Annotated in this window: 22 protein-coding genes; 14 read left to right on the forward strand and 8 right to left on the reverse strand. The window is 67.9% G+C overall.

Annotation, left to right across the window (positions count from 1 at the left end):
• Window position 1: 1 nt before the first annotated feature.
• Complete coding sequence (locus tag V7D63_RS07530; protein ID WP_333591651.1) at window positions 2-523, reverse strand: FKBP-type peptidyl-prolyl cis-trans isomerase; 522 nt, start codon at window positions 521-523, stop codon at window positions 2-4.
• Window positions 504-1,706 carry a threonine ammonia-lyase gene (locus V7D63_RS07535; RefSeq protein WP_333591652.1) on the reverse strand — a complete coding sequence of 401 codons (1,203 nt, stop codon included), beginning with the start codon at window positions 1,704-1,706 and terminating at the stop codon, window positions 504-506. The genes V7D63_RS07530 and V7D63_RS07535 overlap by 20 nt, the downstream gene beginning before the upstream one ends.
• A 164-nt stretch (window positions 1,707-1,870) precedes the next feature.
• On the opposite strand from V7D63_RS07535, the gene V7D63_RS07540 reads away from it, so the two are divergent.
• The 3 genes from V7D63_RS07540 to V7D63_RS07550 all read left to right on the forward strand — a co-directional run bounded on the left by V7D63_RS07540 (window position 1,871) and on the right by V7D63_RS07550 (window position 3,248).
• The gene (locus V7D63_RS07540) at window positions 1,871-2,374 is read left to right on the forward strand and encodes a hypothetical protein (protein ID WP_333591653.1); all 504 of its coding nucleotides are present in this window, start codon (window positions 1,871-1,873) and stop codon (window positions 2,372-2,374) included.
• A gap of 16 nt (window positions 2,375-2,390) precedes the next feature.
• Window positions 2,391-2,918: a hypothetical protein gene (locus tag V7D63_RS07545; protein ID WP_333591654.1), complete on the forward strand. Its 528-nt coding sequence runs from the start codon at window positions 2,391-2,393 to the stop codon at window positions 2,916-2,918.
• Window positions 2,919-3,050: 132 nt separating this feature from the next.
• Window positions 3,051-3,248: a hypothetical protein gene (locus tag V7D63_RS07550; protein ID WP_333591655.1), complete on the forward strand. Its 198-nt coding sequence runs from the start codon at window positions 3,051-3,053 to the stop codon at window positions 3,246-3,248.
• A gap of 4 nt (window positions 3,249-3,252) precedes the next feature.
• Here V7D63_RS07550 and V7D63_RS07555 read toward each other — a convergent pair whose 3' ends face one another.
• From V7D63_RS07555 to rplU, 3 genes are all read right to left on the reverse strand, one after another.
• The gene (locus tag V7D63_RS07555) at window positions 3,253-3,786 is read right to left on the reverse strand and encodes a GNAT family N-acetyltransferase (RefSeq protein WP_333591656.1); all 534 of its coding nucleotides are present in this window, start codon (window positions 3,784-3,786) and stop codon (window positions 3,253-3,255) included.
• Window positions 3,787-3,959: 173 nt separating this feature from the next.
• A complete protein-coding gene (gene rpmA, locus V7D63_RS07560) occupies window positions 3,960-4,241 on the reverse strand; it encodes a 50S ribosomal protein L27 (protein ID WP_333591657.1) in 282 nt (93 codons plus the stop codon).
• A gap of 91 nt (window positions 4,242-4,332) precedes the next feature.
• Window positions 4,333-4,848 carry a 50S ribosomal protein L21 gene (gene rplU, locus V7D63_RS07565; RefSeq protein ID WP_333591658.1) on the reverse strand — a complete coding sequence of 172 codons (516 nt, stop codon included), beginning with the start codon at window positions 4,846-4,848 and terminating at the stop codon, window positions 4,333-4,335.
• A gap of 213 nt (window positions 4,849-5,061) precedes the next feature.
• Between rplU and V7D63_RS07570 the strand changes: the two genes are divergently transcribed.
• From V7D63_RS07570 to V7D63_RS07600, 7 genes are all read left to right on the forward strand, one after another.
• Window positions 5,062-6,363, forward strand: a complete 1,302-nt coding sequence (locus V7D63_RS07570; RefSeq protein WP_333591659.1) for a cyclopropane-fatty-acyl-phospholipid synthase family protein — start codon at window positions 5,062-5,064, stop codon at window positions 6,361-6,363.
• 77 nt (window positions 6,364-6,440) lie between these two features.
• Window positions 6,441-7,100: a hypothetical protein gene (locus tag V7D63_RS07575; protein WP_333591660.1), complete on the forward strand. Its 660-nt coding sequence runs from the start codon at window positions 6,441-6,443 to the stop codon at window positions 7,098-7,100.
• 47 nt (window positions 7,101-7,147) lie between these two features.
• Window positions 7,148-8,095: a cation diffusion facilitator family transporter gene (locus V7D63_RS07580; RefSeq protein ID WP_333591661.1), complete on the forward strand. Its 948-nt coding sequence runs from the start codon at window positions 7,148-7,150 to the stop codon at window positions 8,093-8,095.
• Window positions 8,096-8,254: 159 nt separating this feature from the next.
• The gene (locus V7D63_RS07585) at window positions 8,255-9,337 is read left to right on the forward strand and encodes a CobW family GTP-binding protein (protein ID WP_333591662.1); all 1,083 of its coding nucleotides are present in this window, start codon (window positions 8,255-8,257) and stop codon (window positions 9,335-9,337) included.
• Window positions 9,334-10,299: a WD40 repeat domain-containing protein gene (locus V7D63_RS07590; RefSeq protein ID WP_333591663.1), complete on the forward strand. Its 966-nt coding sequence runs from the start codon at window positions 9,334-9,336 to the stop codon at window positions 10,297-10,299. Before V7D63_RS07585 ends, V7D63_RS07590 begins: the two co-directional genes overlap by 4 nt.
• A gap of 40 nt (window positions 10,300-10,339) precedes the next feature.
• Window positions 10,340-11,035: a monofunctional biosynthetic peptidoglycan transglycosylase gene (mtgA, locus tag V7D63_RS07595; protein ID WP_333591664.1), complete on the forward strand. Its 696-nt coding sequence runs from the start codon at window positions 10,340-10,342 to the stop codon at window positions 11,033-11,035.
• Window positions 11,036-11,126: 91 nt separating this feature from the next.
• Window positions 11,127-13,016: a M2 family metallopeptidase gene (locus tag V7D63_RS07600; protein WP_333591665.1), complete on the forward strand. Its 1,890-nt coding sequence runs from the start codon at window positions 11,127-11,129 to the stop codon at window positions 13,014-13,016.
• A 63-nt stretch (window positions 13,017-13,079) separates the two neighbouring features.
• Here V7D63_RS07600 and V7D63_RS07605 read toward each other — a convergent pair whose 3' ends face one another.
• Window positions 13,080-14,768, reverse strand: a complete 1,689-nt coding sequence (locus V7D63_RS07605; protein ID WP_333591666.1) for a VWA domain-containing protein — start codon at window positions 14,766-14,768, stop codon at window positions 13,080-13,082.
• 116 nt (window positions 14,769-14,884) lie between these two features.
• Window positions 14,885-15,832: an isopenicillin N synthase family dioxygenase gene (locus V7D63_RS07610; protein ID WP_333591667.1), complete on the reverse strand. Its 948-nt coding sequence runs from the start codon at window positions 15,830-15,832 to the stop codon at window positions 14,885-14,887.
• A gap of 163 nt (window positions 15,833-15,995) precedes the next feature.
• Here V7D63_RS07610 and V7D63_RS07615 point away from each other — a divergent pair, with 163 nt between their 5' ends.
• Window positions 15,996-16,670: an OmpA family protein gene (locus V7D63_RS07615; protein ID WP_333591668.1), complete on the forward strand. Its 675-nt coding sequence runs from the start codon at window positions 15,996-15,998 to the stop codon at window positions 16,668-16,670.
• 131 nt (window positions 16,671-16,801) lie between these two features.
• Window positions 16,802-16,978, forward strand: a complete 177-nt coding sequence (locus tag V7D63_RS07620; protein ID WP_333591669.1) for a hypothetical protein — start codon at window positions 16,802-16,804, stop codon at window positions 16,976-16,978.
• 5 nt (window positions 16,979-16,983) lie between these two features.
• Here V7D63_RS07620 and V7D63_RS07625 read toward each other — a convergent pair whose 3' ends face one another.
• The gene (locus V7D63_RS07625; RefSeq protein WP_333591670.1) at window positions 16,984-18,288 is read right to left on the reverse strand and encodes a UDP-glucose dehydrogenase family protein; all 1,305 of its coding nucleotides are present in this window, start codon (window positions 18,286-18,288) and stop codon (window positions 16,984-16,986) included.
• A gap of 83 nt (window positions 18,289-18,371) precedes the next feature.
• Here V7D63_RS07625 and cysD point away from each other — a divergent pair, with 83 nt between their 5' ends.
• On the forward strand, window positions 18,372-19,295 hold the full coding sequence (gene cysD, locus V7D63_RS07630) for a sulfate adenylyltransferase subunit CysD (RefSeq protein ID WP_333591671.1): 924 nt from the start codon (window positions 18,372-18,374) through the stop codon (window positions 19,293-19,295).
• Complete coding sequence (cysC, locus tag V7D63_RS07635; RefSeq protein ID WP_333591672.1) at window positions 19,295-21,121, forward strand: adenylyl-sulfate kinase; 1,827 nt, start codon at window positions 19,295-19,297, stop codon at window positions 21,119-21,121. The genes cysD and cysC overlap by 1 nt, the downstream gene beginning before the upstream one ends.
• Window positions 21,122-21,263 lie beyond the last annotated feature (142 nt).

The raw sequence follows: 21,263 nt of genomic DNA on the forward strand, positions 1-21,263 counted from the left end.
GTCAGCCCATCGCCGTCGGGCCGCCGCGACGGCCGCCCGGCGTCGGGGCCACGTCCAACAGGCGCAGGCGGAACACCAGCACCGCGTTCGGCGGAATGACGGGCGGGCCGCCTTGCGCGCCATAGCCCAGGGCCGGCGGCACATAAAGGATCCATTCGTCGCCGACCTTCATGCGTTGCAACGCCTCGGTCCAGCCGGGCACGACGCCCTCGGGGCTGAAGATCACGGGCGCGCCGCGGCCGAAGGAGCTGTCGAAGATGGTCCCGTCGGTCAGCTTGCCCTCATAGTCGACCTTGACCCAGTCGTTGCTGTCCGGGGTTTCGCCGCCGGTCGGTCCCGACTGCACCACTTCATACTGCAGCCCCGACGGCAGGGTGTGCACGCCCGCCTTTCGGGCGTTCGAGGTCATGAAGAACTCGGCCGCCTTGGCCGAGGTCTCCAGCGTCTTGGCCGGGTCCTCGCCCCGCCCGCAGGCCGACAGCAGCAGCGCGGCCGTGACGGCGCTAACCCATGCGAAGCGCATAACCCTTGTCCTTCAAAGCCTGGCCGATCTCGTCGGCGTGTGCGCTGTCGCGCGTTTCCACCATGATGTCGAACTCGGCGCCCTTGGCCGGCACGTCCAGCGCCAGGCGGTTGTGCACCACGTCGATGATGTTGCCGCCGACCCCGCCGATCACCGCCGCCATGGCCGACAGGATTCCCGGCCGGTCGTCCGACAGGATGCGATAGACGGTCAACCGCCGCTCGCGCACCAGTTCGCGGTTCAACACCACGGCCAACATGCGGGCGTCGATATTGCCGCCGGTCAGCTCGATGCCGACCTTCATGCCCTTGAATTTGTCGGGATAGGCCAAAAGGGCCGCCAGGCCCCCGGCCCCCGCGCCCTCGGCCACCGTCTTCTCCAGGGTGGCCAGGAAGGCCACGCCCTTTTCAAAATCGGCCTCCTGGCAGACCAGGACTTCTTCGATCAGAGGATTGCCCAGCGCATAAGGCACGTCGCCCGCCGCCTTGATGGCGATGCCCTCGGCGATGGTCTGGCCGCCGCATTTGGGCGGCTGGCCCGCACGGCGCGCGCTGAACGACGGATACATGGCCGCCTCGACGCCGAAGATGCGGATCGAAGGCTTCATCGCCTTGGCCGCGATGGCGCATCCGGCGATCAGCCCGCCGCCGCCGATCGGGATGATCAGGGCGTCCAGGTCCGGCGCGTCCTCCAGAAATTCAATGCCGCAGACCCCCTGGCCCGCCACGATGCCCGCATCATCGAAGGCCGAGACGAAGACGAAACCCTCTTCGTCCCGCAGCCGGTGCGCCTCTTCGGTCGAGCCGGAGAAGTCCAGGCCGTGGATCACCACATTGGCCCCGTGCGCGCGGGTGCCGTCGATCTTCACGAAGGGGGTGCCCTCGGGCATGACGATGGTCACGGGCACGCCCAGCCGTCCGCCGTGATAGGCCAGGGCCTGGGCGTGGTTGCCTGCCGAGGCCGCGACCACGCCGCGCTTGCGCTCATCCGCGGTCAGTTGCAGCAGCCGGTTCAGAGCGCCGCGTTCCTTGAAACTGCCGGTGAAGTGCAGATTGTCGAACTTCACCCAGACCTCGGCGCCGGTCAGTTGCGACAGACGGCGCGAATAACGGGTCGGCGTGCGGTCCACCTGGCCCGCGATGCGGACGCGGGCGGCCTCGATGTCGGCGAAGGTGACGGTCATCACGACTCCCAAACGGCCGGGTCTTTTCGCCCGGTCAGGGTCCGCTTGTGGCGCCGTGTCGTGATCGTCGCAACCTTGACCTTGGCCGTTGCGTTAGGCGTCATATCCCTGTCTTAGGCTTGACCTCCAAGTCTTGACCGCTGGCCGACCCCAGGAGCGCGCCGATGTCCGTCCGTCCCCTTCTCGCCTTGACGGCCCTGGCCGCCGCCCTGGCCGCCTGTGCGCCGATGCCGACCGGCGGCTACGGCCCGGCCACGTCGGCCGTCTTCAACGCCGCCGATTTCGCCTGGTCCCAGCACGGCGGCCAGGCCGCGATCGAGGGTCGGGTCGACTATCGCCGTGACGGCAAGACCTACGCCTGCACCGGGTCGGCGGGCCTGACGCCCGACACACCCTATACGCGCCAGCGGTTCGCCGCCCTCTACGGCTCGACCGACCGCGCCGCCGTGCCCGAGGCCGTGGTCCGCGCCCGCAACGTGCCCGATCCCAACGCCGACTACCGCGCCTATGTCCGTTCCGAGCGGTGCGAGAACGGCCGCTTCCGCTTCGCCGGTCTGCCCGACGGCGGCTGGTTCGTCATCGTTCCCGTCAGCGCCGACAGCGACCGCATCGTCCTGATGCGCGCCATCCAGACACGCGGCGGGCGCGTCACCAATGTCGTGATGTAAGCACAAGGAGACCGCCATGCGCCTGATCCTGATCGCCGCCGTCGCCGCCGCCTCGGCCATCGCCGGAAGCGCCTCGGCCCAGAGCTGGACCTCCCATGGCGAGCGCGGCGAACGCCCCTACGGCTATGAAACCGGCCGCCATTACAGCAACCCCTATGACGGCGGCCGTCGGACCTATTCGCGTGACGGATCCTTCAACGGCCAGGCCGACCGGCCCGGCGACTATCGCTGCGACGCCTTCTGGGACGCCGAGCGCACCGACTGCGGCGAACGCTGGCGCGACCAGCGGCGCGGGTCAGACCGTTACGGCCAGGGACGGTACGGCCACGGACGCGGCTATGGCTCATCCTATGGGGGCGGCGGCTCGGTCTATCCCGGCGCCTATGGGCGGCCCGATCTGGTCTATCCGGCCGGGCGCGGCGGCCACGCCTCGGGCGGGCGCAGCCAGGCCCGCATCGACTGGTGCCGCTGGAACTACCGCTCCTACGACCCGGCCAGCGGCTATTACCGCGCCTATTCCGGCCATCTGGTGTGGTGCGGCTAGACCACGCCCTGGCGCGAACGCCGTCTTCCGCTCACGAGATCGTGCCCTATCGCCGTTCGCCATCTTTCGGCCCTGACTGACCCGCCTCTCGGACTTCGCCCGCGCGTGGGCGGCAGTCGGGGGAGCGCGTCCATGTCCCAGCACAACATCGTCGGCTCCGAAGCGTTCGAGAAGCGGCCGCACGTCTATATCCGCTCGCTGAAGTCGGGCGGCTGGCGACGGCGCAAGGCGCGCCTGGCTCTGGCCTTCATGGCCGGCATCGCCGTGGCTGCGGTCGGCGGCGCGGCGGCGGCCGTGGCCGCCTTCGGACCCTTGCTGTCGGGCGGCTGAACCGTCAGGCCAGCCAGACCATCCGCCGCGTCGCCACGTCTTCCCCACGCGCTTTCGAGAATCCCTTGCGCACCTCGCCGGTGTAGAGGAAGCCCGCCTTCTCCAGCACCCGGCCGGACGCCGGGTTGTCGGCGAAATGGCCCGCCATCAGGGCGCGCCGCCGCCATTTGCGCGACGCCCAGACCATGCCGGCCTCCAGCGCCTCGGTGGCGAAGCCCCGGCCCCAGTAGTCGCGGCCGATCCAATAGCCGGTCTCCGGCGCCGGATCGCTGTCCTCGAACAGGCCCAGCACCCCGACCAGGCCGTGGTCCTCGTGCTCGATGACGAAGGTCGCCGACCGCGCCGGGTCCTGCGCCGCCACCTGAAGCACGAAGGCTTCGGCGTCGCCGACCCCGAACGGGTGCGGCATGCGCAGGGTCATGCGGGCGATCTCGGATTCATTGGCCAGGCGGGCCAGACGGGTCACATCTTGCAGGCCCGGGGCGCGCAGGGTCAGGCGCCGCGTCTCGATGACGGGTGAGGTTTCGATGATGCACATGGCGTCGCCTCGTCTCGTTCTGTGCCGCCTCCTTGTTCAAGGCTCGGGCGGCGTCGAGGCGGGGAAACGAAAACGGGGAGCCTGGTGATCCAGACTCCCCGCGGAAAAATTCCTTGGTCCAGATCGGCTGCTTTATTCCAGCAACGCGATCCGGGAAGGCTTCTTCGGATCGCTTACTCGGCGGCTACGGCCTGCTGGTCGTTGGCCGGTAGAATCGACACGTAACAACGGCCGCCACGCTTGGTGGTGAATTTCACGGCGCCGTTCACCAGCGCGAACAGGGTATGGTCGCGGCCCATGCCCATGTTGTCACCCGGATGCCACTGGGTGCCGCGCTGACGAATAATGATGTTGCCGGCCAGCACCTGCTCGCCGCCGAACTTCTTCACGCCGAGGCGCTTCGACTCGGAGTCGCGACCGTTGCGCGACGAACCGCCGGATTTCTTGTGAGCCATGAGTCTGCTCCGTCCTCTTGCGCCGGACCCGAAGGTCTCAGTCAGCGCCTATTGTAGCGACAAACGCCCTGCTTGGGCGCCCGTGAATTCTTTAGTCTTCGGCCGTCTTGGCGGCGGCCTTCTTGGCCGGAGCCTTCTTGGCCGGGGCGGCCTTGGCTTCAGCCTTGGGCGCGGCGGCCTTCTTGGCGGGCTTGGCTTCGGTCTCGGTCGTGCGCGGGGCCAGGCCGCGGGCGCGAGCGTTGATCTCGGCCTTGGTCAGCAGCGAGGTCTCGCCGTCCCACTTGGCCTTTTCGCCGGCGCCTTCGATGCCGGTGATGCGCAGGACCGATTCCATCTGGCGGTGACCGCGGGTGCGGCGATAGCCCTGGCGACGGATCTTCTTGAAGATCTTCACCTTCTCGCCCTTGCGGGTTTCGACCAGGGTCGCGGCGACCGAAGCGCCCGCGATCAGCGGCGCGCCCAGGGTCACGCCCTTGTCGCCGCCCAGCATCAGGACGTCGCCGAAGCTGACATTCGCGCCCGCCTCGCCGTCGAGCTTCTCGACCACGATCACATCGCCCGGTTGAACCCGGTACTGCTTGCCGCCGGTCTTGATCACCGCGTACATATTGAGCCTCGGCATAACGCAAAAAAGAGTGCGCCCGCAGGAACCCCGCGGGCGAAGAGGGGGCGACATAGACGGGCCGGGGGTCAGAGTCAACGCGAACGGGGCTGAAAACGCCGTCCGAGACGCGAATTCCCCGCCCCAAAGGCTCCATGTCTGGTCCCGCCGTCCCGGCCGTGCGAAGCGAAATCCGCCGAAGCCATATGAGACCGCCTGATGACTGATCGCCGCGTCGAGGCCGCCCGCCGAATCGTCGCCCATGTCGCCGAACACCTGCGCGCCGACCTGTCCTTGCGCCTATGGACCGGCGAGGTCCTGCCCTTGGGTCCCGGCGCGCGCGACGACATCCAGATCGTGGTGGCCCGCCCCTCGGCCGTGCGCCGCCTGTTGCTGAAGCCCGGCCTGATGACGGTGTTCGAGCTGTTCGCCACCGGTGATCTGCGCATAGAGGGCGGCGATCCGCTGGAGGCCGCCGACCGCTGGGACCACGGCCGCGCCGTCCACCTGGCGCGCAACGTCGACAAATGGCTGATCGCGCGCGAGGCCGTCCCCTTCCTGCTGAACGGCGGCGACGAGGGCGCGACCCAGATCCCGGCCTGGGACGCCACCGGCGACGACGGCGTCGGCGCAGCCCGCGCAGGGCGGCGGGATCAGGACTTCATCCAGTTCCACTATGACGTCGGCAACGACTTCTACGCCCTCTTCCTGGACCCGGAGATGGTCTATTCCAGCGCCTACTTCCCCTCGCACGAGGCGACGCTGGAAGCGGCGCAGGCCGAGAAGTTGGACCGCATCTGCAAGAAACTGCGCCTCAAGCCCGGCCAGAAACTGCTGGACGTCGGCTGCGGCTGGGCCGGCCTGTCATGCTGGGCGGCCCGAAATTACGGCGTCACCGTGCACGGCGTGACCCTGTCGCAGGCCCAGCTCGACTATGGCCGGGCCAAGGTCGAGCGGCTGGGTCTTCAGGACAAGGTCACCCTCGAACTCAAGGACTATCGCCAGGTCGAGGGCCAGTATGACGCCATCAGTCAGGTCGAGATGTTCGAGCACGTCGGTTTCGCCAACCACGAGACCCACTTCCTGGAGATGAAGCGGCTGCTGAAGCCGGGCGGTCTGTATTTCCATCAGGCCTCGGTGCGGCGCGGCGGCCGCGACGCCATTCGCCCGACCCCGACGACCAAGGTCATCACCCGTTTCATCTTTCCCGGCGGCGAGCTGGACACCATCGGCATGACGGTGACCAACCTGGGCCGCTTGGGGTTCGAGACCCTGGACGTGGAGGACATGCGCGAGCATTTCGAGCTGACGCTGCGCGAATGGACACGGCGTCTCTATGCCCGCCGCGAAGACGCCTACGCCCTGGCCGGCGAGGCCCGCACCCGTCTGTGGTTGATCTATTTCGCCCTGTTCGCCAAGGGTTTCGAGCGCGGCTCGGTGCTGGTCTATCAGACGGTGGCGCAGAAGCGCCGCCCCGGTCCCAGCGGCCTGCCGCTGGATCGCAAGAGTCTGTACGCGTGAACTTTCCTTCTCCCCTTGTGTGAGAAGGATGGTCCACCCCCTCGACCGTTACAAAGTAACACGCTATAGCGGCCGTCATGTCGCCGCCCGATCTTCAGCAACCGGTTCTCGCCTCTCTTCTGGGCGCGGGATTCGCGGCGGCCTTTCTGCACGCGGCCCTGCCGACCCACTGGCTGCCCTTCGTCCTGGTCGGGCGGGCGCAAAGGTGGACGCTAAGGCGCACCCTGGGCGCGGTCGTGGCGGCGGGCTTGGCCCATATCGCCACGACGGCCGTCGTCGGCGGCCTGATCGTTCTGGCGGGCCTGGCGTTGAACCAGTGGATCTCGGGCCTGTTGCCCCATCTGTCGGCGGCCCTGCTGATGATCTTCGGCGCCTTCTACCTGGCCCGCGCCACGCTGAAGCGGCCGGTTCCGGCCGGCGGGCCGCCGCTGGAGACGCCCGAACCCGCCGTCACCGACAGCGCCGCCTTCTGGGGCCTGGTGGCGATGATGGCCGTTTCACCGGGCGAGGTGCTGTTGCCGATCTATCTGTCGACGGCCGAAGAGGGCCTGGTCGTGCTGGGCCTGCTGACCCTGGCCTTCGCGGCGGGGACGGTGGCGGGCATGACGGTGCTGACGACCCTGGCCCGCGCGGGCGCCTCGATCCTGCGGCTTGAACGCTGGGCGCGGTATGAGGGCATGGTGCTGGGCGTGGCCCTGATCGGCCTGGGCCTGCTGGTGATGACGCATCAGCACTAGCCGCAACCACGTAGCGCGATGCGCGATAGGCGCCTAAGACAAAGACCATGGGCGCCCATCACAGTCATTCGCACGACCACGCGCACGACCATCATGGTCATGACCATGCGCACGGCCACGGCCATCATCACGGCCCGGTCGACACCGGCGACTGGCGCTATGTCGTCGGCCTGATCGTCAATCTGGCCTTCGTCGGCGTGGAGTTCGGCGCCGGGATGTGGAGCAGCTCGACCGCCCTGATGGCCGACGCGGGCCACAATCTGTCCGACGTGCTGGGCCTCGCCATGGCCGGGGGCGCGGCCTGGCTGGCGCGGCGCAACGCCGGAGCGCGACGCACCTATGGCTATGGCAAGGCGACGGTGCTGGCGGCGCTGGGCAACGCCCTGCTGCTGATCTTCGCCTGCGGCGCCATCGCGGTGGAGGCCGTGCGACGCCTGGCGGAACCGGCGCCCGTGGCCTCGGGCGTCATCATGGCCGTGGCCGGGATCGGCTTCGTCATCAACCTGGGCACGGCGCTGTTGTTCATGCGCGACCAGCATTCGGACCTGAACGCCAAGGGCGCCTATCTGCACATGATGGCCGACGCGGCCGTGTCGATCGGCGTGGTGTTGGCGGGTGGGCTGATTCTGTTGACCGGCTGGTCGATCATCGATCCCCTGGTCAGCCTGATCATCGTCGCCGTCATCCTGATCGGGACCTGGGGCCTGTTGAAGGATTCGGTGAACCTGGCGCTGGACGCCGCGCCCTCCGGCATGGATGTGGCCGCCATCCGCGACGCGCTTCTGGCCCTGCCCGGCGTCAGCGCCGTGCACGACCTGCACGTCTGGGGCCTGTCGACCACCGAGACGGCCCTGACCGCCCACCTGGTCCATGGCCGCGACGATCCCGCCGCCCTGCTGGCCGAGGCCCAGGGCCTGGTGCGCGAGCGCTTCCGCATCGGCCACACGACCTTGCAATTGGAGACGGGGGCGTTGCCGGATTGCCCGGATTGCTGAGGGAGATAGGGCTTAGGGCTTAGGGCTTAGGGCTTAGGGCTTAGGGCTTAGGGCTTAGGGCTTAGGCGAATGATCAGCGCCCTTCTAATTCCTAAGCCCTAAGACCTAAGCCCTCCCCTTCCCTTCCCTTTTGCCCCTCGACGCGCCATCTGCACGCCCATGACCGACAAGACCCCCGTCACCGTCCTCACCGGCTACCTCGGCGCCGGCAAGACCACGCTGCTGAACCGCATCCTCACCGAGGACCACGGCAAACGCTACGCCGTCATCGTCAATGAGTTCGGCGAGATCGGCATCGACAACGACCTGGTGGTCGGCGCCGACGAGGATGTGTTCGAGATGAACAACGGCTGCGTCTGCTGCACCGTGCGCGGCGACCTGATCCGCGTCGTCGGCGGCCTGATGAAGCGCCAGCGGCCGGGCAAGCCCGCCTTTGACGCCATCATCGTGGAGACCACCGGCCTGGCCGACCCCGGCCCGGTGGCCCAGACCTTCTTCGTCGATGAGGACGTGAAGGCCAAGACCCAGCTCGACAGCGTCACCGCCCTGGTCGACGCCAAACACGTCATGGCCCGGCTGGACGATTCCAAGGAGGCCCGCGAACAGGTGGCCTTCGCCGACCAGATCATCCTGAACAAGGTCGATCTCGCGACGGCCGAGGAACTGGTCGCCGTCGAGGCGCGGCTGCGCGCGCTGAACCCGCTGGCCCCCATCCTTCGCGCCGAGCGCGCCGGTGTGGACCTGGACAAGGTGCTGGGCCGTCACGGTTTCGATCTTGAGCGCATCCTGGAGGTCCGCCCGGACTTCGTGAACCCGCCACACGGCGCCGAAGGCCATGTCCACGACGAAGACTGCGGCCACGATCATGACCATGGGCATGATCACGGGCATGACCACCATCACGACCACGGCCACGGCCACGGCCCGCGCGGCCACGCCCACCAGGACGACATCAAGGGCGTCTCCCTGTCGCTGGACCGGCCGCTGGACGGGACCAAATTCACCGCCTGGCTGGACCGGCTGCTGGCCGAGAAGGGTCAGGACATCCTGCGCGCCAAGGGCATCATCGACGTCGCCGGCGAGGACCGCCGCCTGGTCTTCCAGGCCGTTCACATGATCCTGGAGGGCGACCTGCAACGGCCGTGGGGCGACAAGGAACGCCGCTGGAGCCGCGCCGTCTTCATCGGCCGCGATCTGGACGAGGCCGCGCTGAAGGCCGGTTTCGAGAGCTGCGCCGCGTGAAGACCTTCACCTTCGACGCCCAGGTCACCGCCGCCCTGTTCGACCGGATCGGCGCCGTCTTCGCCCTGGGCGACGGCGCGGTGGTGTTCGAGAGCGGCGAACGGGCCGAGGCCCATGACGGCGCGGTCCTGTGCGCCTGCGTCCATCCGTCGGGCGACGGCGTTGTCACCGGCGGCGATGACGGCAAGCTGGTCTGGAGCCGCCGGGGCGAATCCGTGCTTCTGGCCACGGCCAAGGGTCAATGGATCGACGCCGTCGACGCCGCGTCCGAGACCGGCCTGATCGCCTTCGCCTTCGGCAAGACCCTGTCGGTGATCGATGTCGCCGACGCCGCCTTCCGTCGCGATTTCGTGCATGAGCGCACCGTCTCGGGCGTGGCCTTCGAGCCGAAGGGACGCCGCGTGGCCGCCTCTACCTATGGCGGCGCGGCCCTGTGGTACGCGCGGATCGCCCAGCAGCAGCCGACGGTGCTGAAATGGGCCGGATCGCATACGGGCGTCGGCTGGTCGCCCGACGGCGCCTTTCTGATCACCACCATGCAGGACAACCAACTTCACGGCTGGCGGCTGAAGGATCAGCGCAACATGCGCATGGGCGGCTATCCGGCCAAGATCCGCAACATGGCCTTCCTGTCCAGGGGGCGCCTTCTGGCCACGCCGGGCGCGCAGGGCGTGGTGCTGTGGCCTTTCGAGGGGTCGAATGGCCCGATGGGGCGTGAGGCGACCGAGATCGGCTTCGACGAGACCAGCCTGGTCAATCTGGTCGCCGCCCAGGCGAAACACGGGCGTGTCGCCGCCGGGCTGAACGACGGCCGCGTCTGGGTCGCCGATCCGTCGGCCCAGGGCCTGGAGCGGGTCAAGGCCGACAAGGGCGCGCCCATCGTCGCCCTGGCCTTCGACGCCGAGACCACGCGTCTGGCCTGGGCCGACGAGGACGGTCAAGCCGGGATCGTTGACCTCTGAGGCTTGCAACCTTGACCGTGATGACGGAACCCTTGGTCCGATGAGCGCGGCGACCGAAATCAAGACACGCGGGCGGCCGATCCTGACGGCCCTGCTGATCCTGGCCATGCTGCCGGTCGGGGCGGTGGTCATCCACCGCTTCGTGCCGCCGCCGACCACCCTGCTGATGATCAAGCAGGCCGTGGCGGGGAACGGGCTGGATTACCAATGGCGCGGGCTGGACGACATCTCGCCACGTCTGGTCGAGGCCGTCATCGCCGCCGAGGACGCGCGCTTTTGCGAACATCGCGGCTTCGATTTCGAGGCCATAGAGAAGGCGCTGGATTCCAACGCCCGCGGCCGCAAGGTGCGCGGCGGATCGACCATCAGCCAGCAGACCGCCAAGAACGTCTTTCTATGGCCGGGCCGCGACTGGATCAGGAAGGGGCTGGAAGCCGGCTACACCGTCCTGATCGAGACCCTGTGGGGCAAGCGGCGGATCATGGAGGTCTATCTGAACGTCGCCGAATGGGCGCCCGGCGTCTATGGCGCCGAGGCCGCCGCCCGTCGCTGGTACGGCAAGAGCGCCGCCGACCTGACCACGCGCGAGGCCGCCCGTCTGGCCGCCATCCTGCCCAGCCCGCGCCGCTATAAGGCGGCCAGCCCCGGTCCCTATGTCCGCAGGCGCGCCGGCCGCGTCCAGGCCGCCATGGGCACGGTGCGCGGCGAAGGTCTGGCCGCCTGCGTTCTTCGGTGAAAAGCCGAGCTTGACGCGGCGGCTCCGCTTGCCTCCCATGCGCGCCGAAAAGGCCGCCCACGCGAGACGGCATATGCGGGAGAGAGACACCATGAAGCGTCAACTGATGGCGGCGGTCGCCGTCTGCGCCCTGGGCCTGACGGGCTGCGTCACGGTCAAGTCCTGGACCTCGGGCTCGACGCCCCCCGACGCGGCGGCCCCAGCGCCCGCCGCCCCGGCCTCGGCCTCGGAAACCGCCTTCCCCGCCACGACCGAGGGCGCCACGGCCTTCGTCGCCGACGCCGAGAAGCGACTGATGGAGATGGGCGAATATGTCGCTCGCGTGCAGTGGGTGCGCGCCACCAACATCACCTTCGACACCATGTGGCTGGAAAGCCGAGCCAACGCCCAGGCCACCGAAATGTCGGTGCAACTGGCCAATGAGGCGGCCCGCTTCAATGATGTTCGGGTTCCCGCCGACGTCCGCCGCAAGCTGAACCTGATGCGTCTGGGCATCGTCCTGCCCGCCCCGAACCGTCCGGGCGCCGCCGCCGAACTGGCCGACATCACCACCCGTCTGGACTCGACCTACGCCACCGGCAAATTCCAGTTCAAGGGCGAGCAGATCACGCTCGATGACGCCAACGTCAAGATCGCCGAGAGCCGCGATCCAGCCGAGACCAAGGCCCTGTACGAGGGCTGGCGCACCATTTCACCGGTCATGCGCGACGACTACGCCCGCATGGTCGCCATCGCCAATGAGGGCAGCCGCGAACTGGGCTATGCCGACACCGGGGCCATGTGGCGCGCCGGTTACGACATGGCGCCCGACGCCTTCGCCGCCGAGACCGACCGGCTGTGGAACCAGGTCAAACCCTTCTACGAAAACCTGCACTGCTATGTGCGCGGGCGGCTGAACGCCAAATACGGCGATGCGGTCCAGCCCGATCACGGCCCGATCCGCGCCGACCTCTTGGGCAATATGTGGTCGCAGCAGTGGGGCAACATCTATGACGTCGTCGCCCCCGCCAACGTGCCCGCCGGCCAGGGCTATGACCTGACCCAGTTGCTGACCCGCGCCAACTATGACGCCACGCGCATGGTGAAGACCGGCGAGGGCTTCTACACCTCCCTGGGCCTGGCCCCCTTGCCCGACACCTTCTGGGAACGCAGCCAGATCACCCGCCCGCGTGATCGGGAAGTGGTCTGCCACGCCTCGGCCTGGGACCTGGACAACGTCAATGACGTGCGCATCAAGATGTGCACCCAGATCAACGCCGACGACTTCTACACCGTCCACCACGAGCTGGGTCACAACGTCTATCAGCGCGCCTACAACCAGCAGCCCTTCCTGTTCCGCAACGGCGCCAACGACGGCTTCCATGAAGCCATCGGCGACTTCATCGGCCTGTCGGCCACGACCCCGACCTATCTGAACCAGATCGGTCTGTTGGACACCGTGCCGGGCGCCGAGGAGGACATCCCCTTCCTGCTGAAGATGGCGCTGGACAAGATCGCCTTCCTGCCGTTCGGCCTGATGGTCGATCGCTGGCGCTGGGACGTGTTCAGCGGCAAGACCACGCCGGATCACTATAACGACGCCTGGACGGCCAATATGCTGAAGTACCAGGGGTTGACGCCGCCGGGACCGCGCCCGGCCAACGCCTTCGATCCGGGCGCCAAATACCACATCCCCGGAAACACGCCGTACACGCGCTATTTCCTGGCCCACATCTACCAGTTCCAGTTCCACCGCGCGGCTTGCAAGATGTCGGGCTGGACCGGGCCGCTGCACCGCTGCTCGATCTACGGCAACACCGAGGTCGGCCGCCGCTTCAACGCCATGATGGAGATGGGCCAGTCGCGTCCGTGGCAAGAGGCCATGGCCGCCTTCACCGGCGAGAACGGCAACGACGCCTCGGCCGTGGCCGACTATTTCGCGCCGCTGAACGTCTGGCTGACCCAACAGAACCGCGGCAAGCGCTGCGGCTGGGACAACTGATCCCGGCCTGACGGCGTCCGTGCCCGGCCACCCTCCCCCGACCGGGAGGGTGGCCGATCGGTCTTATTTGGCGATGCGCAGGTTTTCGATGGCCCCGGCGATGCGGTCGAAGGCCGCGCCGATGTCGGCGGCGTTTGTGACATTGAAATAGTTGGCCGGCTGGCTGGCGCAGCCGCTGAGCAGCTCTTGCGTGCGGCTGTCGACCTGGACGCCGACCGTATAGACGATGATCTCGCGCGTCCGCAGATTGCCGCACAGCTCCTCCAGCCGGTCGTCCATGACGGCGCGGCGTTGAGAGCTGCTGGAGCTGACGCCCAGGCCCAGCCGCTCCTGCCAGATCAGGCCGGCGCCGGAATAGACCGAGTTGTCGGGATTGCTGGCGGTCGAGTTCACATTCTCGCCGTCGGTCATCAGGATGACGATCTTCTGGAGACGCTCGGTCCCATAGGGCTGGCCGTCACGGAACGGCGCGTTCGGCGACAGGGCGTGCCAGCCCCACATCAGACCCATGGGAATGTTGGTGTTGCCGGTGGCCTTCATGCGGCCGATGGCGGCCTTCAGGCCGGTGAAGTCGTCGGTCAGGCGCATGACCGGCTCCAGCCCGCAGCCCTGGTTGGGACCCAGGTTCACGCCGATGCCGCTGCGCAGACGCGTGCGCGTGTATTTGGAGGCGTCCTTGGTCAGCCGATCCCAGGCCTGAATGCGCAAGGTGCTGCTCAAGGTGCCCAACAGATTGCTGATCAGGCCGCTGAGGCTGGTGGTCGGCTCATCGAGATAGTCGTTGGGATAGTCGAAATCCTCCCAGCGGCTGTCGTTGGGGAAGGTGTTGTCGTCGGGCGAGTCGGGCGAGAAATAGGGCACGAACATCGTCGCCTGGTCGCCGCTGTTCGGCGCCGTATCCCGGACGTCGTAGGGATAGGCCCGGCTTTCGATACAGCCGCCCCAGCCGATCTGAAGCGTGTCCAGCAGGGCGAAACGGTCCTGGCCGGTCGAGAACAGCCCGGTCGTCCCGGTCGAGCCGGTGTGGTTGGTCGAGCGGCTGAGCCAGCCCAGGTTCGAGGCGCTGGTGCGGTTGTTGGTCGTGCCGAAGCCCGAGTTCACCCGGACGGTCATGGAGAAGGGCACCAGGGCGATCTTGACCGCATCGTCCTCGACGCTGCGGGCGTCGGCGGCGGCCAGGCGGTCGATCAGATTGACGGCGGCCGACTTGGTGTTGGTCAGCTTGGACCCCGACATCGAGCCGGTGTTGTCCAGAACCAGGGCGATCTCGACCATCTTGTTCGAGCGGAACACCTCGGAATGCGCCCCGACCGGCAGCTTGTCGTCCATGAACTTGCCGTAGGGCGGCAGGAAGATGTTGGCGACCAGGGCCTTCACATCGACCTTGGCGTCGGCCACGACCACGCCCTCGCTGTTCAGGGCGAAGGTGGTGCGATCCTCACGCAGGGTGATTTCGGGATAGGCCTGAAGATTGGCCTTCAGCGCCGCCAGGCCGACGGTCGTGATCTCGGCATTGGTGGTGTAGGGCGAGCGGGCGGCGGCCAGGGCGGCCGCGTCCAGCGCGTCTTGCAGATTGACCCGCACGGTCGAGGCGCGGTGGATGTCCACCCCGCCCAGCGTCATCAGGATCAGCGGCGGCAGGCTGAGGGCGAAGATCATCGCCACATTGCCCCGACGCGCGCGCGCGAAACGGCCCGCGAACCCCTTCAGGTTCCGTCCCCAGCCGGCGATGGCGTTCGTGATGCCGCCCATGGGTTCCTGCCTCCGCGCGCGGACGCAAGGTCCGCCACCGCGCAGATTGCACGGCGACGGTTAAGGGAAGGCCTACCGGCGAGGGTTAACGGGCCGCACCGAACATCCCGGCGAGGTCAGATCAGCCGGATTTCCTTCAACCGCTCGGTCAGGAAGTCCTCGGCCATTATGGCGCGGCCTTCATAGCGGTCGGGATTGTCCGTCGTGATCATCGACGGCAGCGTCTCGATCATGAAGTCCGGGTTGAAATGCAGGAAGAAGGGCGTCGAATAGCGCGCATAGCCGCGCCGCTCGGGCGCCGGATTGACCACCCGGTGCGTCGTCGACGGCAGGACGTGGTTGGTCAGTCGCTGCAGCATGTCGCCGATGTTGACCACCAGCGCTCCCGGCGGCGGCGCGATGTCCAGCCACTCGCCGTCGGCGTCCTTCAGTTGCAGGCCCGCCTCTTCGGCGCCCAGCAACAGGGTGATGACGTTGATGTCTTCGTGCGCCCCAGCCCGCACGCCCGGCGCATCGGCCGGAACCGGCGGATAGTGCAGCGTGCGCAGGATCGAGTTCCCCAGTTCGACCTTGTCCTCGAAATAGGCGTCGCCCAGCTCCAGATATCGGGCGATGGCGCGCAGCACCTTGGCGCCCAGGGCGTCCATGGCCTCGAACATGCCGTACTGGTGCTGGCGGAAACCGGAAATCTCGGTCGGCCACAGATTGTCGCGCATGTATTTCCGGTACGGATGGTCTTGCGGCAGCTCGCGCCCGACGTGCCAGAACTCCTTCAGATCGACGGTCGCCGCGCCCTTGGCCGCCTCGACCCCGAACGGGGTCAGGCCGCGCGCGCCGCCGGTGCCGAGCAGATGGTATTTCTTCTTGGTCGGCTCCGGCAGGGCGAAGAAGGCCTTGGCGTCGTCCAGGGCCGCGTCCAGCGTCGCCTGATCCAACCCGTGATCGGCGATGACGGCGAAGCCATAGCGTTTGAACGAGGTCCCCAGGGCGTCGGCGAAGGCTTGGAAGTCCTGATCGTACAGTCGCATCGAAACCGGTTCGATGGCGGATTTGACGGCGGTCATGGTCGTGCTCGCGGGCAGGGGCCGAAGATATGGCTCTGTCCTTACGCCCTGTGACGGCCTGATGGCAAAGCGGACAGGACCGTTCATATACGGTACAGCTTGGAACCTTCACCGTAAGCCGACGTTTCAGCGCCGACCACTTCGCAACAAGGACCCCTATCCCATGCGCGCCAAGCTCGCCCTCGTCAGTGCCTCTATCGCCGTCCTCGTCGGCGCCGCAGCCTGCACCACCACCGACCCCTACAGCTCGACCCCGCGCCGCAACAACACCGGCACGGGCGTGATCGCCGGCGCCCTGGGCGGTGCCCTGCTGGGCTATCTGACCAACACCTCGGACGGCGAACAGGGCCGCAAGAACGCCCTGATCGGCGCGGGCATCGGCGCCCTGGCCGGCGGCGCGGTCGGCAACTACATGGACCGCCAACAGCGCGCGCTGGAAGCCGAACTGTCGGGCACCGGCGTCGGCGTGGCGCGCCAGGGCGACGTCCTTGTCCTGCGCATGCCGTCGGACGTCACCTTCGCCACCAACCAGTCCTCGATCGACCCGCGCTTCAACGCTGTGCTGGACGATGTGGCAGGCGTGCTGAACGAATACGACCGCTCGGTCATCGACATCATCGGCCACGCCGATTCCGCCGGCTCGGACGCGTACAACCTCGACCTGTCGCGCCGTCGCGCCTCGTCGGTCGCCGGTTATCTGGTCAGCCGCAACGTCCTGGCCGAGCGTCTGTTCGTCGACGGCCGCGGCGAGAGCCAGCCGATCGCCTCCAACGACACCCCCGCCGGCAAGGCCCAGAATCGTCGCGTGGAGATCCTGATTCGCCCCTTCACGGGCTGATCCACCGACGAATCCGAAGGCTCGCGGGCGGCTCGAAAGGGCCGCCCGTTCGCTTTTTACGGCACACCGTTCCGTGACTTGCGCCCAGGACGCGAAAATGGCTTAACGCCCTGTCGATGCAGGGGGGCACGGTGGGCGATCACGAATTGGGCGAGGGTCTGAAACTGGCGGCGACCGCCGTCGCCTCGGCCGTCCTCGTCGCCGCTCTGGTCATCACCGTCGGCGGTTCGGTCATCGACCGCAAGGCCCAGGCGTCCGCCGCCGAAACCGCCCCCCGACAAGCCGTCCTGGTCCGCACCGGCGGCTGAGACAATCAGCTCCGGCCGATGGAGCTGTAGCGGAAGCCTCGCGCCCGCATGTCGTCAGGCCTGTAGACGTTCCTCAGATCCACCATCACCGGCGACTTCACCAGCCGCTTGACCCGATCCAGGTCCAGGGCGCGGAATTGATCCCACTCGGTCAGGATCACCACCACATCCGCGCCTTCGACGGCTTCATAGGGTCCGTCCTTGAACGCCACCCCGTCCAACAGTTTGGACGCCTCATGCATGCCTTCGGGATCGAAGGCCTGGACCGTCGCCCCGGCCGCGATCAGGGCCGGCGCCACGTCCAGCGACGGCGCATCGCGCATGTCGTCGGTGTTCGGCTTGAAGGTCAGGCCCAGCAGGGCCACCGTCTTGCCCTTCAGCTCGCCGCCCAAGGCCGCCTGAACGCGCCCGGCCATGGCCTTCTTGCGCGCATCGTTGACGGCGACGGTGGTCTCAACCAGCCGCACCGGGCTGCCCGCGTCGGTCGCGGTGCGCACCAGGGCCAGGGTGTCCTTGGGAAAGCACGACCCGCCGTAACCTGGCCCGGCGTGCAGGAATTTCGACCCGATACGGTTATCCAGGCCAATGCCGCGCGCCACCTGCTGCACATCGGCCCCGACCTTTTCGCACAGGTCGGCCATTTCGTTGATGAAGGTGATCTTCAGCGCCAGGAAGGCGTTGGCGGCGTATTTGATCAGCTCCGACGTCCGACGCCCGGTGAACAGGATCGGCGTCTCGTTCAGGTTCAGCGGGCGATAGATCTCGGCCATGACCCCCCTGGCCTGCTCGTTCTCGACGCCGACGACGACGCGGTCGGGCCGTTTGAAGTCGCCGATGGCGGCGCCTTCGCGCAGGAATTCGGGATTGGACACCACGGCGAACTGGGCGTCGGGGCGGCGCTCGCGGATGATGCGCTCGATCTCGTCGCCGGTGCCGACCGGCACGGTCGACTTGGTCACCACCACGGTGAAGCCGTCCATCAGCTCGGCGACCTCTTCGGCCACCGCATAGACGAAGCTCAGGTCCGCATGGCCGTCGCCCCGGCGCGAGGGCGTGCCCACGGCGATGAAGACCGCGTCGGCCGACCGGATCGCCTCGGTCCCATCGACGGCGAAGGACAGCCGCCCGTCACGCACGTTGGCGGCGACCAAATCGTCCAGTCCCGGCTCATAGATCGGCATTTCGCCGCGGTTCAGCCGCTCGATCTTGCCCGCGTCCTTGTCGACGCAGACGACGGTGTGGCCGAAGTCGGCGAAACAGGCTCCAGACACCAGGCCGACATAGCCGGTGCCGATCATTGCGATGCGCATGAGGTTTTCCCTGAAGGCGTGCGGCCCGAATACCGCCCGCCCGCCCTCTTGTGAAGCGACGCCGGGTCTGCGACGGACGGAGCATGACGATGGGGGCCGATCCCGCAACCCGCCTGGGCCGCCTCAAGCGGCTGGAGGCCGACAGCATCCACATCCTGCGGGAGGTGGCGGCCCAGTGCGCGCGGCCGGTGCTGCTGTATTCGATCGGCAAGGATTCCGCCGTCCTGCTGCACCTGGCCCGAAAGGCCTTCGCCCCCCTGCCCCCGCCCTTCCCGCTGTTGCACGTCGATACGACCTGGAAATTCCGCGACATGTACGCCCTGCGCGACCGCATGGCGGCCGAGAGCGGCATGGAGCTTCTGGTTCACGTCAATCCCGAAGGGCTGGAGCGCGGGATCAATCCGTTCGACCACGGCTCGGCCGTCCATACCGACATCTGGAAGACCCAGGGGCTGAAACAGGCGCTGGACCTGCACGGTTTTGACGCGGCCATCGGCGGCGCACGCCGCGACGAAGAGGCCAGCCGCGCCAAGGAGCGGGTGTTCAGCTTTCGCGGTCCCGGCCACCGCTGGGACCCGCGCCGCCAGCGGCCCGAGCTGTGGAGCCTGTACAACGCCCGCGTTCAGCCGGGCGAGACCATGCGGGTCTTCCCCCTGTCCGACTGGACCGAACTGGACGTCTGGGACTATGTCGCCGCCGAGGGCGTTGCCGTTCCGCCGCTCTATTTCGCCGCCCCGCGCCCGGTCGTGCGCCGCAACGACGTCTGGATCATGGTCGATGACGAACGGATGCGGCTGGAGCCGGGCGAGACGCCCCAGCTACGCTCGGTTCGTTTCCGCACCCTGGGCTGCTACCCCCTGTCCGGCGCGATTGATAGCGAGGCGACGACCCTGGACGCCGTCATCGCCGAAATGCGCGCCTCGCGCAGCTCCGAACGCCAGGGCCGCCTGATCGACACGGACCAGGCCGGCTCGATGGAGAAGAAGAAGGCGGAGGGCTATTTCTGATGGCCGGTTCCGACACGCTGCGTTTCATCACCTGCGGCTCCGTCGATGACGGCAAGTCGACCCTGATCGGCCGCCTGCTGGCCGAGAGCGGGACCGTGCCCGACGATCAGTTGGCCGCCCTGCCCGTCGGACCGCACGGGCCTGACTATTCCTTCCTGGTCGACGGCCTGCTGGCCGAGCGGGAACAGGGCATCACCATCGACGTGGCCTATCGCTATTTCGCCACGTCGCACCGCAAATTCATCGTCGCCGACACGCCGGGACACGAACAGTACACCCGCAACATGGTCACCGCCGCCTCGCGCGCCGACACGGCCGTGGTGCTGGTCGATGCGCGCAAGGGCGTGCTGGTCCAGACCCGCCGTCACGCCTTTCTGTGCGCCCTGTTGGGCGTAAGGTCGGTGGTGTTGGCCGTGACCAAGATGGATCTGGTCGGCTGGGACCGCGCCGCCTTCGACGAGGCGGTCGCCGACTTCACCGACTTCGCCGCCCGCATCGGCCTGAAGACGGTGACGCCCATCCCCCTCAGCGGCCGCGACGGCGACAATGTCGTGGCGCCCAGCGCGAACACCCCCTGGTTCGACGGACGACCCTTGCTGGAGACGCTGGAGACCCTGACGGTCGCGGGCGCGGCGGCGGACTCGCCCTTGCGCATGCCGGTGCAACTGGTCCAGCGCGTCGGCGAGGCGCGCGCCTATCTGGGCCGGATCGTGCAAGGCACCGTCGCCGTCGGCGACCGGCTGCGGGTCGAACCGTCGGGGCGCGAGGCGACGGTCAAGGCCCTGACCCTGGCGGGACAAGCGGTGGATCGAGCCGACGACGGCGCCTCCGTCGCCATCACCTTGGACGTCGATGTCGATGTCACGCGCGGCGACGTGCTGGCGGCGGCCTCGGCGCCGTTGGAAAGCGCCGACCAGTTCGAGGCGACGATCGTCTGGATGGCCGAGGCGCCGATGCTGCCCGGGCGGGTCTATGACATCCAGATCGGCACAGCGTCGTGCGGCGGCCAGGTCACCGACATCCGTCACCGCATCGACGTCAACAGCCTGGAGCCGCTGGCGGCGCGCACCCTGGGCCTGAACGAGATCGGCGTCTGCCATCTGTCGCTGTCGCGTGAGACGGCCTTCGCCCCCTATGAGCGGAACCGCGACCTGGGCGGCTTCATCGTCATCGATCGCGAAACGCGCGCCACCGTCGGCGCCGGCATGATCCGCTTCGCCCTGCGCCGGGCGCACAACATCCATCGCCAGGCCGTCACCGTGGACCGCGCGCGCCGCGCCGCCGCCAAGGGCCAGAAGCCGACCGTCGTCTGGCTGACCGGCCTGTCGGGCGCGGGCAAGTCAACCATCGCCGACGCCGTCGAGGCGCGGCTGACGGCCCAGGGGCGGCATTGTTATCTGATCGACGGCGACAATCTGCGTCACGGGCTGAACCGCGACCTGGGCTTCACCGCCGCCGACCGGGTCGAGAACGTCCGCCGCGCGGCCGAGACGGCGCGGATGATGGCCGACGCCGGGCTGATCGTCCTGGTGTCGCTGATCTCGCCCTTCGCGGCCGAGCGGCGCATGGCGCGCGAGATGATGGCCGAGGGTGAGTTCCTGGAGGTCTTCGTCGACGCCCCCCTGGCGACGGTCGAGGCGCGCGACGTCAAGGGTCTCTACGCCAAGGCCCGGTCAGGCGAACTGAAGAATTTCACCGGCGTCGACAGCCCCTATGAGGCGCCCGAGACCCCCGAGGTGCACCTGGACGCGGCGGCCCTGTCGGTCGAACAGTCCGTGGATCGGATCATCGCCGCCCTGCACGCCGCCGGGCGATTGGACCCCTGAAGACCGCCTTCTTTTGAGACCCCCAAAAGAAAACCGCCGCCCCGTGAGGAGCGGCGGTTTCCGAAGTCGTCATCGACGCTTCCAGAACCGGATCGGCGGCCGGATGTGTCCGGCCGCCTTTCGCGGGACTTAGAAGTTGATG

The organism is Brevundimonas sp. (assembly GCF_036732845.1).
Classification (GTDB): domain Bacteria; phylum Pseudomonadota; class Alphaproteobacteria; order Caulobacterales; family Caulobacteraceae; genus Brevundimonas.

What these genes read in the sequence shown, in the direction of transcription:
- V7D63_RS07585 (WP_333591662.1), top strand. Translation starts at nt 8,255, where the DNA reads ATGACCGACAAGACCCCCGTCACCGTCCTCACCGGCTACCTCGGCGCC.
- V7D63_RS07610 (WP_333591667.1), bottom strand. Translation starts at nt 15,832, where the DNA reads ATGACCGCCGTCAAATCCGCCATCGAACCGGTTTCGATGCGACTGTAC.
- V7D63_RS07580 (WP_333591661.1), top strand. Translation starts at nt 7,148, where the DNA reads ATGGGCGCCCATCACAGTCATTCGCACGACCACGCGCACGACCATCAT.
- V7D63_RS07555 (WP_333591656.1), bottom strand. Translation starts at nt 3,786, where the DNA reads ATGTGCATCATCGAAACCTCACCCGTCATCGAGACGCGGCGCCTGACC.
- V7D63_RS07605 (WP_333591666.1), bottom strand. Translation starts at nt 14,768, where the DNA reads ATGGGCGGCATCACGAACGCCATCGCCGGCTGGGGACGGAACCTGAAG.
- V7D63_RS07540 (WP_333591653.1), top strand. Translation starts at nt 1,871, where the DNA reads ATGTCCGTCCGTCCCCTTCTCGCCTTGACGGCCCTGGCCGCCGCCCTG.
- V7D63_RS07600 (WP_333591665.1), top strand. Translation starts at nt 11,127, where the DNA reads ATGAAGCGTCAACTGATGGCGGCGGTCGCCGTCTGCGCCCTGGGCCTG.
- rpmA (WP_333591657.1), bottom strand. Translation starts at nt 4,241, where the DNA reads ATGGCTCACAAGAAATCCGGCGGTTCGTCGCGCAACGGTCGCGACTCC.
- cysD (WP_333591671.1), top strand. Translation starts at nt 18,372, where the DNA reads ATGACGATGGGGGCCGATCCCGCAACCCGCCTGGGCCGCCTCAAGCGG.
- V7D63_RS07575 (WP_333591660.1), top strand. Translation starts at nt 6,441, where the DNA reads ATGTCGCCGCCCGATCTTCAGCAACCGGTTCTCGCCTCTCTTCTGGGC.
- V7D63_RS07535 (WP_333591652.1), bottom strand. Translation starts at nt 1,706, where the DNA reads ATGACCGTCACCTTCGCCGACATCGAGGCCGCCCGCGTCCGCATCGCG.
- V7D63_RS07550 (WP_333591655.1), top strand. Translation starts at nt 3,051, where the DNA reads ATGTCCCAGCACAACATCGTCGGCTCCGAAGCGTTCGAGAAGCGGCCG.
- rplU (WP_333591658.1), bottom strand. Translation starts at nt 4,848, where the DNA reads ATGTACGCGGTGATCAAGACCGGCGGCAAGCAGTACCGGGTTCAACCG.
- mtgA (WP_333591664.1), top strand. Translation starts at nt 10,340, where the DNA reads ATGAGCGCGGCGACCGAAATCAAGACACGCGGGCGGCCGATCCTGACG.
- V7D63_RS07530 (WP_333591651.1), bottom strand. Translation starts at nt 523, where the DNA reads ATGCGCTTCGCATGGGTTAGCGCCGTCACGGCCGCGCTGCTGCTGTCG.
- V7D63_RS07570 (WP_333591659.1), top strand. Translation starts at nt 5,062, where the DNA reads ATGACTGATCGCCGCGTCGAGGCCGCCCGCCGAATCGTCGCCCATGTC.
- V7D63_RS07545 (WP_333591654.1), top strand. Translation starts at nt 2,391, where the DNA reads ATGCGCCTGATCCTGATCGCCGCCGTCGCCGCCGCCTCGGCCATCGCC.
- cysC (WP_333591672.1), top strand. Translation starts at nt 19,295, where the DNA reads ATGGCCGGTTCCGACACGCTGCGTTTCATCACCTGCGGCTCCGTCGAT.
- V7D63_RS07615 (WP_333591668.1), top strand. Translation starts at nt 15,996, where the DNA reads ATGCGCGCCAAGCTCGCCCTCGTCAGTGCCTCTATCGCCGTCCTCGTC.
- V7D63_RS07625 (WP_333591670.1), bottom strand. Translation starts at nt 18,288, where the DNA reads ATGCGCATCGCAATGATCGGCACCGGCTATGTCGGCCTGGTGTCTGGA.